This window comes from Aeromonas aquatilis, assembly GCF_054052405.1.
Map to the genome: position 1 here is coordinate 69916 of NZ_JBSTYP010000010.1, position 13498 is coordinate 83413.

At 53.5% G+C, this 13498-nt stretch carries 12 protein-coding genes; 2 read left to right on the forward strand and 10 right to left on the reverse strand.

What is annotated here, in order from left to right; genetic code table 11:
* Positions 1-27: 27 nt before the first annotated feature.
* From ACW5W8_RS05540 to ACW5W8_RS05560, 5 genes are read right to left on the reverse strand one after another with little or no spacing between them, the layout of a single operon-like run.
* Positions 28-1035: an ABC transporter ATP-binding protein gene (locus ACW5W8_RS05540; protein ID WP_498626829.1), complete on the reverse strand. Its 1008-nt coding sequence runs from the start codon at positions 1033-1035 to the stop codon at positions 28-30.
* A gap of 6 nt (positions 1036-1041) precedes the next feature.
* Entirely contained in the window at positions 1042-1818 is a 777-nt protein-coding gene (locus tag ACW5W8_RS05545; RefSeq protein ID WP_042648076.1) for an ABC transporter permease, read from the reverse strand.
* On the reverse strand, positions 1811-2710 hold the full coding sequence (locus ACW5W8_RS05550; protein ID WP_498626830.1) for an ABC transporter permease: 900 nt from the start codon (positions 2708-2710) through the stop codon (positions 1811-1813). Before ACW5W8_RS05550 ends, ACW5W8_RS05545 begins: the two co-directional genes overlap by 8 nt.
* A complete protein-coding gene (locus tag ACW5W8_RS05555; RefSeq protein ID WP_498626831.1) occupies positions 2710-3543 on the reverse strand; it encodes an alkaline phosphatase family protein in 834 nt (277 codons plus the stop codon). The genes ACW5W8_RS05550 and ACW5W8_RS05555 overlap by 1 nt, the downstream gene beginning before the upstream one ends.
* Before the next feature lie 9 nt (positions 3544-3552).
* Positions 3553-4614, reverse strand: coding sequence for an ABC transporter substrate-binding protein (locus ACW5W8_RS05560; RefSeq protein WP_498626832.1), 1062 nt, complete (start codon positions 4612-4614; stop codon positions 3553-3555).
* Between the two features lie 264 nt (positions 4615-4878).
* Between ACW5W8_RS05560 and ACW5W8_RS05565 the strand changes: the two genes are divergently transcribed.
* Positions 4879-5643 carry a UTRA domain-containing protein gene (locus ACW5W8_RS05565; protein ID WP_498626854.1) on the forward strand — a complete coding sequence of 255 codons (765 nt, stop codon included), beginning with the start codon at positions 4879-4881 and terminating at the stop codon, positions 5641-5643.
* 40 nt (positions 5644-5683) lie between these two features.
* Here ACW5W8_RS05565 and ACW5W8_RS05570 read toward each other — a convergent pair whose 3' ends face one another.
* Positions 5684-6448 carry a helix-turn-helix domain-containing protein gene (locus ACW5W8_RS05570; protein WP_167557221.1) on the reverse strand — a complete coding sequence of 255 codons (765 nt, stop codon included), beginning with the start codon at positions 6446-6448 and terminating at the stop codon, positions 5684-5686.
* Between the two features lie 1277 nt (positions 6449-7725).
* On the opposite strand from ACW5W8_RS05570, the gene ACW5W8_RS05575 reads away from it, so the two are divergent.
* The gene (locus ACW5W8_RS05575) at positions 7726-8328 is read left to right on the forward strand and encodes a porin family protein (protein ID WP_201974414.1); all 603 of its coding nucleotides are present in this window, start codon (positions 7726-7728) and stop codon (positions 8326-8328) included.
* An 87-nt stretch (positions 8329-8415) separates the two neighbouring features.
* On the opposite strand, the gene ACW5W8_RS05580 is transcribed toward ACW5W8_RS05575, so the two are convergent.
* The 4 genes from ACW5W8_RS05580 to ACW5W8_RS05595 all read right to left on the reverse strand — a co-directional run bounded on the left by ACW5W8_RS05580 (position 8416) and on the right by ACW5W8_RS05595 (position 13356).
* On the reverse strand, positions 8416-9414 hold the full coding sequence (locus ACW5W8_RS05580) for a sensor domain-containing diguanylate cyclase (protein ID WP_498626833.1): 999 nt from the start codon (positions 9412-9414) through the stop codon (positions 8416-8418).
* 266 nt (positions 9415-9680) lie between these two features.
* Positions 9681-10160, reverse strand: coding sequence for a GNAT family N-acetyltransferase (locus ACW5W8_RS05585; protein ID WP_498626835.1), 480 nt, complete (start codon positions 10158-10160; stop codon positions 9681-9683).
* Between the two features lie 318 nt (positions 10161-10478).
* Positions 10479-11216: a DUF2290 domain-containing protein gene (locus ACW5W8_RS05590; RefSeq protein WP_498626836.1), complete on the reverse strand. Its 738-nt coding sequence runs from the start codon at positions 11214-11216 to the stop codon at positions 10479-10481.
* 1 nt (position 11217) lies between these two features.
* Entirely contained in the window at positions 11218-13356 is a 2139-nt protein-coding gene (locus ACW5W8_RS05595) for a DEAD/DEAH box helicase (RefSeq protein ID WP_498626838.1), read from the reverse strand.
* Positions 13357-13498 lie beyond the last annotated feature (142 nt).

Genomic DNA, 13498 nt, shown 5'->3' on the forward strand with positions numbered 1-13498 from the left:
CGGTAACAACGAAAATGAAATGAGGCGTCATGCTACCTCACAGAGTTGATCCCGGGCCACCGCCAGGGTCACGGCACTGCCAGTGGCCAGCAGATCGCCAGCCGAGCGGTTGAGGCAATCCACCGTCAACAGCCCCACCTCGCACTCCACCTGATAGCGGATCACGTTGCCGAGCAGCTGTTGCTGGCGAATGATGCCGGGCAGGCTGGGCTCGCTGCTGGTCGCCCCGGCTGGCAGCAGGGTGATGGACTCCGGCCGCAGCGCCAGCTTGCCCTGAAAACGGGGGCCGAAGAGCGACTTGCCCTGCTCGGCGCCGAGCAGGTTGTAGTTGCCGATAAAGCCCGCCACAAACTCGCTGGCGGGGCGGGTATAGATCTCCTCCGGCGTGCCGCTCTGGACGATGGAGCCCTTGTTCATCAGGAAGATCCGATCCGACATGGTGAGCGCCTCCTCCTGATCGTGGGTCACGAAGATGGTGGTGAGCTCGAGGCGCTGCTGGATCTCGCGGATCTGCTGGCGCAGGCTGCGGCGGATGCGGGCATCCAGCGCGGAGAGCGGCTCGTCCAGCAGCAGGATCCGCGGCTGAACCACCAACGCCCGCGCCAGCGCCACCCGCTGGCGCTGACCGCCAGAGAGCTCACCCGGATAGCGGCGCTCGAAGCCGGTCAGCTCTACCAATTCCAGCGCCTCCTGCACGCTGGCGGCGAGATCCCGCCCCGGCTGGGGTTTCATCTTGAGGCCGAAGGCAACGTTGTCCCACACCGTCATGTTGGGGAAGAGTGCATAACTCTGGAACACCATGCCGATGCCCCGCTTCTGGGGCTCCTGCCAGGTGATCTCCTCACCGGCCACCCGCACCTGACCGCCATCCACCGGAGTGAGCCCGGCCAGCGCCCGCAGCAGGGTCGATTTGCCGCAGCCAGAGGGGCCGAGCAGGGTCACCAGCTCCCCCTTGCGGATACCGAATTCGATCCCCTCGAACACTTTGGTGTCGCCGTAGGATTTGTGCAGTTGATTCACTTCTAGATGGAACATGTTGATTCACCGATGAAATCTGTTGGCCGCCCAGGTGAGCAGCAGGGTCAGCAGGAAGTAGCTCATCACCAGCGCACTGGTGAAGTGGCCCGAAGTGGCGCGCATGTTGTAGAGGTAGACCTGCAGGGTCTCGTAACGGGTGCCCACCAACATGTTGGCAAACACGAACTCGCCGAGCAGGAAGGAGAGCGAGAGAAACAGCGCCGCCAGCAATCCCTTGCGCAGGCAGGGGATCACCACCAGCAGGAAGGCGCGCCGACTGCTTGCCCCCAGCAGGTGGGCAGCATCCATCAGATCTTTCAGCGGCACTCCTTGCAGGCTGTTGGCCAGCGCCCGGTACATAAAGGGGAGCACCACGGTGAACCAGGTGCCGATCAGGATCCACGGCGTGCCGATGATGGGCAGAACACCGTCAGCGTAGATCTGCAGCAGCCCGACTGAGGAGACCACCGGCGGCACCGCGAAGGGGAGCAGGATCAACAGGTTCATCCAGGGATCCAGCTTGGGGAAGTAGTAGGCCACCACCAGCACGGTCGGCACCAGCACCAGGGTACCCAGCAGCAGGGTGGCGAAGCAGACCAGGAGGCTGCGGCCAAACGCAGCCAGAAAGCGCGGGTCGCCCCACAGCTTGAGATACCAGTCGAGGGTGAAGCCATCCGGCAGCAGGGTCGCCCCCCAGCGGGTGGAGATGGAGTAGAGAAAGGTGGCCAACAGCGGCAGCAGCAGGGTGGCGACCAGCCCCCCCAGCACCCACTTGGGCCAGCGCGGCGTCAAATCATGCATGGGATTGCCCCTTGTTCACATAGCTCTTTTTCAGCAGCCACTGGTTGGCGGCCGTCACCACCCCCTGCAGCACCATCAGGATCACCGCCAGCGCCGCCGCCATATTGGGCTCGAGGAAGATGTCGCCGGAGACCAGACTGGCCACCCGGATGGTCACCAGATTGAAGTTGCCGGTGGTGAGGGCGTAGGCAGAGGCATAGGCCCCCACCGCGTTGGCAAACAGGATGATCAGGGTGCCAAGCAGCGCAGGCGTCAGCACCGGCAGCGCCACGTGCCATACATACTGCCCCTTGCTCGCGCCGAGCAGCGCGGCCGCTTGCGGCCACTCATCCTGCAGCGCATCGAACGCCGGATAGAGCAGCAGCAGGGCGAGCGGGATCTGGAAGTAGGTGTAGATGAGAATAAGGCCCGACCCCGAATAGAGGTTGAAGCCGTCGATCAATCCCCAGGATTTCAGCAGCAGGGTCACTGCGCCGTTGATGCCGAGAATGATGATAAAGGCGAATGCCAGCGGCACGCCGCTGAAGTTGCCGGTCATGGTGACAAAGGCCAGCAGCACCCGCTTGACCCGCTCACCGCTGTGACGTAACGCCGCTGCCCCGAGGGTGCCGATGGCAAGCCCCGCCAGACTGGCGATACCGGCGATGCGCAATGAGTTGCCGAACGATTGCAGGTAGAAGGGGGAGCTCAAAATCTCCCGGTAGTAGTCGATGCCCCAGCCATCGGGGGTCTGGAAACTGCCCACCAGCACCCACACCATGGGGGCAAGCTGGAACAGGATCATCAAGAAGATAAAGGGCAGCAGCACCAGTGCGGGCAGCCAGTGGCGGCGCACCCGGCGCTTGGTTGCCACGGGTTGATCCACCAGGATCTCGGTGGTTGCGGGCATCATCAGTGCACCTCGCGCATAAAGGCCGCCTTGAGCAGCGGTGGCGCTGTCGGCTTGTCGTGGGAAACCCCCAGCAGATCCGCCATCAGGGCGCAGAGCTGGGTCTGGGCGATCACCACCCCATCCGGCCAGCGCTCGATAAAGGCATCGCCAAACAGCCAGAGCGGCACGGTGCGCTCTTCCGGCAGGGTGCCGCCGTGGCTCAGGTCGTTGTTCATGCCGTGATCCGAGGTGACCACCACCTGATACCCCTCCGCCAGCCACTGGGGCAGCAGGTCGGCCAGCAGGCTGTCCATGCGGCGCGCCTGATTGCGGTACTGGCGGGAATCGAGGCCAAACTTGTGGCCCGCATCGTCCACCCCCATCGGGTGGATCAGCAGAAAATCGGGGTCATATTGGGTTCTGAGCCATTCCCCATCCATCAGCAGATGACTGTCGGGGTAGTGGTCATCCCAGTAGAAACAACCGTGCTGGATCGGCAACAGCTCATCGTGGGTAAAGCGATCGCGGGCCGCTAGCCAGGGACTCTTGTTGTAAAGCTCGCTCACCCAATGGTAGGCCGCCGCTGCGGTGCGTTTACCCGCGGCGCGGGCCAGATGGAAGATGGAGTCATGCAGACTGAGGCGACTCACCCCGTTGTGGGTGATGCCGCTCACCACCGGCGGCACGCCGGTCAGGATGCACTCGTAGAGAGGCCGGGAGAGAGACGGCAGAGCAGCATTCAGGGTCGTATGCAGGCCCCGCCCCGCCTCCACCATGCCACCGAGGTAGCCCATGGTGTGGGCTACCTCGGCTGCCAGACCATCCACAAGTACCACTATCACCTTGTGTTGCACTGGATTCCCTTACTGCATGTTGATCATGACGGTTTCTTGCCACTGGCGCGGCAGGGCTTTGGAGCTCTGCTCCCAGGCGGCGTGATCCTGCACCGGTTTGGCATTGGCATACTGCTCGGCCGGCAGCAGCTTGGCCTTCACGTCATCCGGCAGGGTCACGTTGCTGCGGATCGGGCGAGCGTAGCCACGGGCCAGGTTGATTTGACCGGCATCGGAGAGGATGTATTCACGGGCCAGTTTGGCGGCGTTGGGGTTCTTGGCCCACTTGTTGATGATGGTGGTGTAACCGGCGATGACTGAGCCGTCGCTCGGGATCACCACATCAAACTTCTTGGGGTCGATCTGGTCGCGGTAGTTGAGGGCGTTGAAGTCCCACAGCACCCCTACTTCCACTTCGCCCTTCTCGATATTGGCGATGGTGGGATCGTTCAGGGAGAGACGACCCTGTTTGGCCAGCTGACCGAACAACTCCAGGGCTGGTTTCAGATTCTTCTCGCTACCGCCGGTGGCATAGGCCGCCGCCAGCACGCCGTTGTTGGCCTGGGAGGCTACGCCCACATCACCCAGGGTCACCTTGTAGTCGCCACCCAGCAGGGATTGCCAGCTGGTGGGGGCGGCCTTGACCAGGTCCTTGTTGATCAGGAAGGCAATGGTGCCGGTATAGGCCAGCATCCAGTGACCGTCCGCATCCTTGGCCCAGTTGGGAATATCGGCCCAGGTGGAGGGTTTGTAGGGCTGGGTAACCCCCTGCTTGACCGCAACCGGACCGAAGGCGCCGCCTACGTCACCGATATCGGCGGTGGCATTGGCCTTCTCGGCGGCGAACTTGGCGATCTCCTGCGCCGAGCTCATGTCGGTATCCTGATGCTTGATGCCGTAGATGTTGCCCAGCTGCTGCCAGGTATCCTTCCAGTTGGCCCAGCTGTCGGGCATGCCGATGCTGCTGAGCTGCCCTTCGCCGCGGGCGGCCTTCTCCAAGTCCGCAATATTTTCCGCGGCATAGCTATTTGCAGCAAAAAACGGTTGGCTGATGGCCACCAGAGCCAGTGCACTTGCGATCACGCTTTTCATCATCCCATCCCTCTGGACTAGGTCAGTTAAGGTTCGAGAGGGATGCTAGAGGGGAAATATGACGGTCGCGGGGCGCTTTGATGGCAGTTTGATGACAATTTCCCTGTCATGTCGCTGTCATCCACAGCAGTTACAACTCTGAACCCGAGTGAGGCTGGACTATTCCAGTAAGGGATTGGCCAGCCACCCGCCTTCTGAATAAGCAACAGGGACAAGAGTGTGACCGAGCCGAGATTGAGCGAGCAGAGAGTGAACGAACAGAGCATGGCCGATGGCCGCTCCTCCTCCAAGTGTGAACAGATTTGCCAGACCCTGCGCCGCTATATCGGCAGCGGCCAGTTGGGGGCCGGGCAGCAGTTGCCCGCCGAACGGGCCCTGAGCGAGCGCTTCGCTACCACCCGTATCACTATCAAGGAGGCGCTCTCCAGCCTCGAAGCAGACGGCCTTATCTACCGGGCCGAGCGCCGTGGCTGGTTCGTTGCGCCGCCCCGCCTCACCTACGATCCCGCCATCCACACCCACTTTCACCAGTGGATCGGCGAGCAGCAGCGCACCGCCGAAACCCGGGTGCTGGCCCACGGTAGCGAGCTCGCCAGCAGTGAGCTCTGCCGCTGGATGGGGCTGGATCCTTTTACGCCGCTGTATGAAATTCGCCGCCTGCGCCTGATCGATGGCCGCCCAGTGCTCCATGTCAGCCACCATCTGCTGGCGAGCCGCTTTCCCGATATCGCCAGCGCGCCGCTGGCCAGCTCCCTCACCGAGCTCTATCAGCAGCGCTATGGCATAGGCCAGGGCGGGGCGAGTCTCGAGATCACCCCCTCGGCGGCGCGGGGCGCCATCGCCCGCGCCCTCAATCTGGCAGAGGGGAGCGCGGTGCTGCGACTGGTGCGGGTCAACTATGACGAGCGGGGTGGTCTGGTGGATTGCGATATCGAGCACTGGCGGCCGGATGCCATCCGTATCTGCCTCGATACCCGGGCATTGCAGCCGCTCGCAGGCAAGCTGCAACAAACCCGGGTCGCCGATTAGACTCCAGCCAACAGAGCGGATCCCGCAGGATCCGCCGGGATCAGTTGTCGATATTGGGGATCATGTCGTCAAAGCTCTGGTAGCCGCAGTCGGCCAGTTGCAGCGACATGGTGTAGGTCTTGGCGTGCTCCTGCTGACCGATGGCGGGGCGGTTGAGCTTGATCTCCTGATGCCAGTACTCCTTCATCCGGTCGATCAGCGCCATCGCCTCGCTCTCGTTGAGGTGCAGCTGGCAGAGCGCCATATAGTTGTTCGACTTGTGCATGTTCTCCACCAGATACTCCCCCAGCACCGACATTGCCTGCCGCGCCTGCTGGCGGGCGAAACGGCTGTGCTGCTCGAAGCTGATCCGCTCGCTGATGAGGAAGTGGTAACTGTTGTCGATACCGAGCTGCAAAATGCCGAGCTTCTCCAGCTTGCGCAGATAGAGGTAACAGGAGGCATCGGTCAGGCCGTACTCCCGCTTGAGATCGATCAGCGTCTTGTCGCGCCAGAAGATATTGGCGAGAAAGGCGTAGAGCCCAGGCTCGTTGTGAAACGCCTCGTCCTGCTCCTGGGTAAAGACGGCGCGGCGGCTCTGGGCGTCCTGAGTGCGATCCAGCAGCTCCTCGAACGAGAGCCCCACCAGATGGCAGATCTCCAGCAGGGTATCGAACGGCAACGAGGGCTTGTTCATCATCCGTTTCACGGTGGCGATGGAGACGCCCATGGCTTCTGCCAGGGTCTGATAGCGGATCCCCTTGTCGGTCAGGGTCTTCTTCAGGGTGTCGAGAATATTGTTGGCCAGGGTCTGGCTGTAGGTCATGCCACTCTTCCTTGTTATCGCACTTTCATTGCATGGTTATGCCGAGTCAGCTTCTGACCTGTTTTTACCTTCAAGGCTCAGATATTGACACCGAAAAAACAGCCTAGAGAAAAAATCGCCTACAACACCCATCAGGACAGACCAGTTAAGCAGAAAGGTCGCAAAATGTGACACCAGACAGTGCATATCTTTCAACCCGCAAACATTTTGCTAGTGCTGCATAGAACATCGCGCATAATCGAAACGTATCGAATTCAAGACCCTTCCTGGTTGAGAAATCGATTGTTTGCTTCCAAATTTTTATCTTTTAAACCGTAAGGTTTTTTCTCTTTCCTGGCATTGGGCGGCGCTGATAGCACCGCCCTTTTCTTTTCCCTGAATTCGCAGGTCAGGTCAAGGGCCCCGGCAAGGGGAAGTGTCACCGGCCACCCGCCGCCCACTGATGCACCAGCCACCACGACCGTTCTGACAAGGTATCCTAAACGGCCATCAATAGCGTCTCATTGCCATTCAATATATTTAAATGGCTTAATTGGAACGCTTCATTAAATATAAAAACGAATATAATAAAGTTATTTAAAACACCAAAAACCTATCTTTTAAATGGCTTGCATATATAAGACAAAAAAATTAATCAGGCCGCACGACCCATATCTGCTTATCACACCCCATGCCCACCCCAACGAGTGCTGCCGGGTGAAGAGAAAAGCCACCCACAAGCGCCCATTCGCGTATCTGATGGGCAACATGGCCCACGCAAAAGCAGCCTCAAAAGACCACCAGAAGTCACAATAGGAACAATCCCAAACCCAAAAAAGAGCAAAAAACAGGCAAAAAGATAGATTTTTTTCTCACGGTTTCACCTTGTTAGGCGCTCACAAAAACATCAAAATGAGCCTAATGCCAATCAGTGACATCTGAGATGCCAATTTTTAGACAACTCATCATGGCAACGCTAGAATGAAAACTAAATACCGATACAAATCAATCACATAGAATCAAAACCAAACTCTCAGCCTGTCATTTGCCTCATCGGTTAATTATTTAAACATCAATAAAGCTAAAACTCTAATAACACCATTTATTAAACAAAATGCCCCTGCTTGCAGCCAGTCATATTTAAAAGAATGGGAAAATCACTCTCTTGTTATTCAGAAAATCGCTGACTATACTGCGGCCCCTCTGTGAAAGCAGAGCAATGACGGAAATATAAAAAGCTTCATGGATTGAGCAATATAAATCACACGCAGTTCACGCAACATAAGGTTTATTTATCCATGAACAAGTTTAATAAAATTGCCGCGTTCTCCCTGCTTGCTCTGGCCATGAATGGCAGCGCCCATGCCGAAGGCTGGTATGCAGGTCTGGATCTGACCACCTCCAAGATGGATCTCGACGGCCAAGCCAAAGATCTGAGCAATGCCGGCATCATCGATGACCAGCTCAATGGCGGCAGCCTGATCGTGGGTTACAGCTTCAAGTCCTGGCTGGCGGTTGAAGGCGGCTTGCATGGTCAGCACATGAGCCAAAGCAAGAATGGTGTAGACGTTTCCACCAACACCAGTATCGATACCAGCAGCATCAGCCTGGCAGCCAAGCTGAGCCAGCCGCTGGCCTGGGGCTTCAGCGCCTATGCCAAGCCGGGTATCGCTTACACTCGCACCAAAAGCGAGTTCTCCATGAATATTGCTGATGTCCAACTGACCAAAAACACCACCAAGGGTACTGTACACCCCAATCTGGAAGTGGGTCTGGACTACGCCTTCAACGACCACTTCTCAGCCGGTATCGGTTACGAGCGTCAGTTCAACGCAGTCTCCCTGCGTGATGATCACTACTCTCTGGATACCTTCAAGCTGGGTCTGCGCTACCACTTCTAAGTCGCGCCGCGTCAGTAACAATGCAAAAGGGCCGCAGATTTCAAACCTGCGGCCCTTTTTACTGCTCTTCTTTCCGTGCCCTGCGCGTTAGCAGATCTGGTCTTTACCCAGCTGCTTGGCCTGATAGAGCGCCCGATCGGCGCGCACCATCAGGCTCTCCTTCTGCTCATCCGGTTGATACTCCGCCAACCCGAAGCTCATGGTAGCGGGCGCATGGGGGCAGATGGGCTCGCTCGCCATCAATGCCTGAAACTTGCTCGCCACCACCAGCGCATCCTCACGGCCGGTGTTGGGCAGCAACACCATAAACTCGTCACCGCCCCAGCGGGCCAGCAGATCGATCTCGCGGATATGGCGGCGCACCAGCGCCACTATGTTGATCAGAGTCTGATCCCCGGCGCTGTGGCCATAGCTGTCGTTGATCTGCTTGAAGTTGTCCACATCCATGGCGATCACCGTAAACGGCTGATGGAAGCGGCGCGCCCGCTCGCACTCCAGCTGCAACGCCCGCTCCAGCCGATAGCGGCTGGCGGCGCCAGTCAGGGCATCGGTCTCTGCCAGCAGACGGTTCTCCTCGGCTTTCTGTTGCAGCGCCTCGTTGAGTCGCACCAGCTCGGCGGTGCGCTCGGCAACCTGCTGCTCCAGCGAGTGATTGCGCCGCTCCAGCTGCTGCAGCAACAACTTGCTGGCGTGGATATCGCGATGGGCGCCGATCATCCGCGCCACAGACCCGTCGGGATTGCGCTCAATGATGCGGCCGCAATCCTCAATCCAGAGGTAACTGCCATCACGGCAGCGGCAACGGTACTCGGCACGATACTCATGGGCGCTGCCGCTCAGGCAGAGATCGAACTTCGCCATCACAGCCGCCAGATCGTCGGGGTGGATCACGTTCTCCCAAGTGAAGACGGTATTGCCGAGGGAGTGAGGCTCGTAACCCAGCATCCGGTACCAGCCCGGGTTGCGATAGACAAAACCGGTATTGGCATGCCAATCCCAGATGCCATCGCTGGTCACCTCCAGAATGCCATGCACCACGGCCTCGCTGACATCCGAGATCCTGATCGTGTCACTGTCCTGCACCATAGCCGTTATCCTTGTTCTTCCGCCCCGCGCCACCACGGGGAATCGCGCTGTTATCGTGAGGTGCTACCTTGGCATATTGCAACAGTTCTGTCAGCCAGAACCCCACCGCCCCACCGTTTCCCCGGTTATCGGCCACTCACGGCACAGGCTGAATCAGGGTGACCATAAGTGTGGCTCAAGCGCGCCCCATTTACCGGATTTAACTCACGATTCAGTCATTTGGGGGATGGGAAAAATGAGGGGATACCCAGAGGCCCTCACAGAGGTCACTCGGCCAGAATCAGTCGGTAAAAATCCGTCTCCCGATGCTTCGGATTGGGGCGCAGAAATACCCAGCCAAAGCGCCGGTAATGATTCAAGGCCCGCACATTGGTGCGACTCACGGAGAGCATTGCCCATTTGCAGCCAGCCCCCAGCAACTGCTGGCAAATATAGGCCTGCAACTGCGCGGCCAGCCCGCGGCCACGATATTCAGGGAACAGATAAATCAGCTGCACATAACCGGTCTCGGGCTCATCGGAAAAACTGCGAAATTCCAGCTGACCCGCCAGTTGTTCACCCGCCCAGACATGGAGGTAGTGCCATTGCGCTTGCCCCAGCCTTTCGCGGATCCGCTCCCGATAGCCATCGATAAAGTCGGCAAAACCATCATGGGTATGAAAGCTGCAAAAATAGGCATCCCTGCGTGCCTGCACACAGAGCTCGTAATCCCGATCCAGATCGATGGTGTTAAATTCAAGTCTCAAGCAATGACATCCTGTCGTGTATGGGTTGGATGTAGGGTGTAATAAGCGCAGCGCATTACACCTTTTGGCAGATAAATAGCTGCGGTGCAATGCACTTCGTTCTTTGCACCCTACTCGCCCTCACCCTGCCCTCTCCCATTAATTAGAAAAGGAGGAGAAGGGCTGGGGATGGGGGGGAACAGGTTTCGCGGTAAACGTTGAGCCTCGTTCAAGCACAACCTACACAATCGATAGGTTGGTTATGAGCCTGCTAAGCCCAACAAAAAAATATAATGGTTCACTTAGACATTTCTTATTATTATGCACACAATTTAATATTTAGACAATATTGAGAACACCACATTGAACATTACAGTAGAAATGTTTATTAATTTTTACACATCCTGTCTTTGTGCGGTTATATGCTATATCTAGCTTAAAGTCACTACCACTAAATAGCTCCCATTGCTCTCTATAAAAGTTACTAAGTACGAAATTCGTGAACAGTTCTGGAGTAAAGATTCTGTCAGTTGCAATCCTTGAACTATTGTTTACACCTAAATGTAAATGCGCTATTGGATGATTAACTCTTTTATGTTGTTCTTCACTTAGATCATAGCGCAGCATTGGCGTTGTTATATTCGCTCTTAACTCACAAAGTGCTTGCGTGTACTCCTCAAATGACCATTCTTCATTGATATAATACTGATGATAAGTTTGTAACAAATCCGTTGGTGATTCAGGACTGCTTGTGCGGGGACTAGCATTCATAGGGTTGGGATAGAAGGCCATTCTAATTTCATAAGGATATGACAACTGTGGTTTTCCAGGTTTAGCGATCACATCTTGGAATGAGAAGTGAAAGTAGGAAAAATCATTAAGAATAAAATTGTAATACCTTTCATTTAATCCAGAAAAATAAATATCCTCATGTGTTGCCCCCTCAACCAAAGCTACTTTATTAAACTTTTTATTTACCTTCAAGCTGACTGGTGTAACCATTTGGGGATCTAAGCCGATAGTTTTACATATTTCCATAGCACGAATAATTCCCTTATCGAAGTCTCTCTGATTCATTTTAGACCCCCTTAAAAAATTCGTTCTTTTCTTCTTCACTAACACCCAGTAGATCTAGTTGCTCACGATATGTTCGTTGTAGTTCTTTTAATTTCTGGCTTTTCTCAGATAAGTCTCTTTGGAGCGTCTCGATATATTTAGGATCTGGTTGAACAAACTCTAACCTAGGAGTCTTACTGAGAGATTCCTGTAGTTCATTGAAAAACAGCTCTGCATTGGCACCAATACCACTGACTCGAAGCCAAGCTTTTGCCCTAGTGAATGCAGTAAAAATTCTATTTCGAGAATAATGACTACCCTCAGTGAAAAATAAAGAGTCTATCCCTATTACAAGAACAGCTGGAGCTTCGTTCCCTTTTGCTCTATGAATAGTTGACATGGTTACTAGCCCCTTCTCAATGAAAGACTTTGAGCTATAAGGATTTAGTAACACATTGTTTGATTGAATGCTGCGTGTAATTAATCTGCTTTGAATAGCGTTAAAGTAGCTACGAGCATTGCGATCATCCAATGCGATAATCATTATGTCTTCCGGTTTCAAGCCATCACTTAATAGAGATGTAACATTTTCTACAACCCAATCAGCTTCTTGATATAGGTTTTGAAACGATTTGTATTTGATAAGTTCATCTAGTGGTTCGTATTTTGATATCGATAGTGGACTATTTTTGCTTGGTCGTTCTAAAATAATTTCAGAGCCAACTTCGAAGTTACCTTTCAAAACTTCGTATCCGACATCTTCCCAGTGAGCTTTATCTTCTAAATTCTGCACAGGGCAGCCATCTTTCCTATATAAACCAAATCCTAATGCATGCGCAGCGATCAACACTTCACGTGGATTTCTATAGCATTTAGTAAGAACGATATCGTTATCTAGATATTCTGGTAGATTTCTTCCCGCTCTTTGAAGATCGATATAGTCCTCACCCTTTTCATCTTGACCAAACAGCTCTTTAGGAGAGCGTGTTTTAACCTTAAATATGTTTTGAAGTTCGTCATAACCCCAAATTATATTTTTAGCATCTCTATCGCCTTTTGTTATGCGATATATAAGACGGAAAAATGATAAGGTCATATCTTGAGCTTCATCCATTAATACGTAGTCATACTCTGGCCTGAGCTTATTGCTAGCAACAGCATCTGCACAAACATACTCAAAGGGGTTACTTGGTGACTGCGCCTTTGCATGTGAGAAATTAACTGTAGGTATACCATTTTCATTACATGCTGAGTAGTAAACTCCATCTACACCGGCACCACCCCATGCATGTTTAATTTGTAGATTCTCCCAGTTGGGATCAACCTTTTTATAGTGACGATAAAAGCGAGTAATAAGATTTTTAACATGTACATAGAGACTTTTTGTAAAAAAAGTAAATAGAATTTTTTTCTCAGGATACTCCATATGAATATGAGCGGCTTTCATAGCCAAAACTACTGTTTTACCTGACCCAGCCAATCCACGAATTCTTTGTGGTCCATCGATGATCGTTACTGCACTATTTCTTTGACGAATATCAAATACTTTAATTTCTTCTTCAAGCTTCATCAAAGTGAAAGCCTTAGTAGCCTTCTCATCTTCATCAACGTTTCTTTGGGTATCAGAGGTGAGCGCTTTTGTTCCTTCTAATATAGAGCGACACTCATTAAATTTTTCTTGTGATAATGGTTCTGCAAGCTCCCCTCTCATTATTTCAAGAGTCTCAGCAAGCTCAGTTATGGACGTTATAAATAGGTCTTCATCACAATTCAGAGAATTTATAGACTCCGCATAAAAAAATGCATCAAAACCAATGGCCAGTTCTTGGGCTCTTTTCTTTTTTGTCCTAAGCAACTTACTTTCGTAGAGATTTGAGAATATTAAACTTCTAAATTCATCCCACTCCTCATCAATTTTATTAGATAAGGTTTTGTTGTCAAAGTCACTAAATCGCAGTGCTAAAATACCATGTTGCTCGCTTAGTATTACTAAATCAGATGTTTTGATCGCATCTGATTCGTAACCATAAAACTTTGGAAAGCCAAAGTAGACAATGGCCTTTTCCAAGCCTAATGCTTTACTGTTTAATTTAAGGTGTTCTACTACTAGTTTTGCTAAGGGCACGCTTTCAAAGTGCTTCGAGGTTATTACTGTTTCCATTGCCATAAACCTTTATTTATATGATTGTTTTATCATATAGATGAATATAACCAGATTCTACTGGGAAGAAAAATATTTGTAATAGTCAGTCGGAGCTACTAGAGCCTCCAAACAGCAGATAAATTGAGGAACTCATCCCTAC

Excerpts from the sequence above, each read along its gene's own strand:
- ACW5W8_RS05540 (WP_498626829.1), bottom strand. The coding sequence starts at position 1,035 with ATGTTCCATCTAGAAGTGAATCAACTGCACAAATCCTACGGCGACACC.
- ACW5W8_RS05545 (WP_042648076.1), bottom strand. The coding sequence starts at position 1,818 with ATGCATGATTTGACGCCGCGCTGGCCCAAGTGGGTGCTGGGGGGGCTG.
- ACW5W8_RS05550 (WP_498626830.1), bottom strand. The coding sequence starts at position 2,710 with ATGATGCCCGCAACCACCGAGATCCTGGTGGATCAACCCGTGGCAACC.
- ACW5W8_RS05560 (WP_498626832.1), bottom strand. The coding sequence starts at position 4,614 with ATGAAAAGCGTGATCGCAAGTGCACTGGCTCTGGTGGCCATCAGCCAA.
- ACW5W8_RS05565 (WP_498626854.1), top strand. The coding sequence starts at position 4,879 with ATGGCCGATGGCCGCTCCTCCTCCAAGTGTGAACAGATTTGCCAGACC.
- ACW5W8_RS05570 (WP_167557221.1), bottom strand. The coding sequence starts at position 6,448 with ATGACCTACAGCCAGACCCTGGCCAACAATATTCTCGACACCCTGAAG.
- ACW5W8_RS05575 (WP_201974414.1), top strand. The coding sequence starts at position 7,726 with ATGAACAAGTTTAATAAAATTGCCGCGTTCTCCCTGCTTGCTCTGGCC.
- ACW5W8_RS05580 (WP_498626833.1), bottom strand. The coding sequence starts at position 9,414 with ATGGTGCAGGACAGTGACACGATCAGGATCTCGGATGTCAGCGAGGCC.
- ACW5W8_RS05590 (WP_498626836.1), bottom strand. The coding sequence starts at position 11,216 with ATGAATCAGAGAGACTTCGATAAGGGAATTATTCGTGCTATGGAAATA.
- ACW5W8_RS05595 (WP_498626838.1), bottom strand. The coding sequence starts at position 13,356 with ATGGAAACAGTAATAACCTCGAAGCACTTTGAAAGCGTGCCCTTAGCA.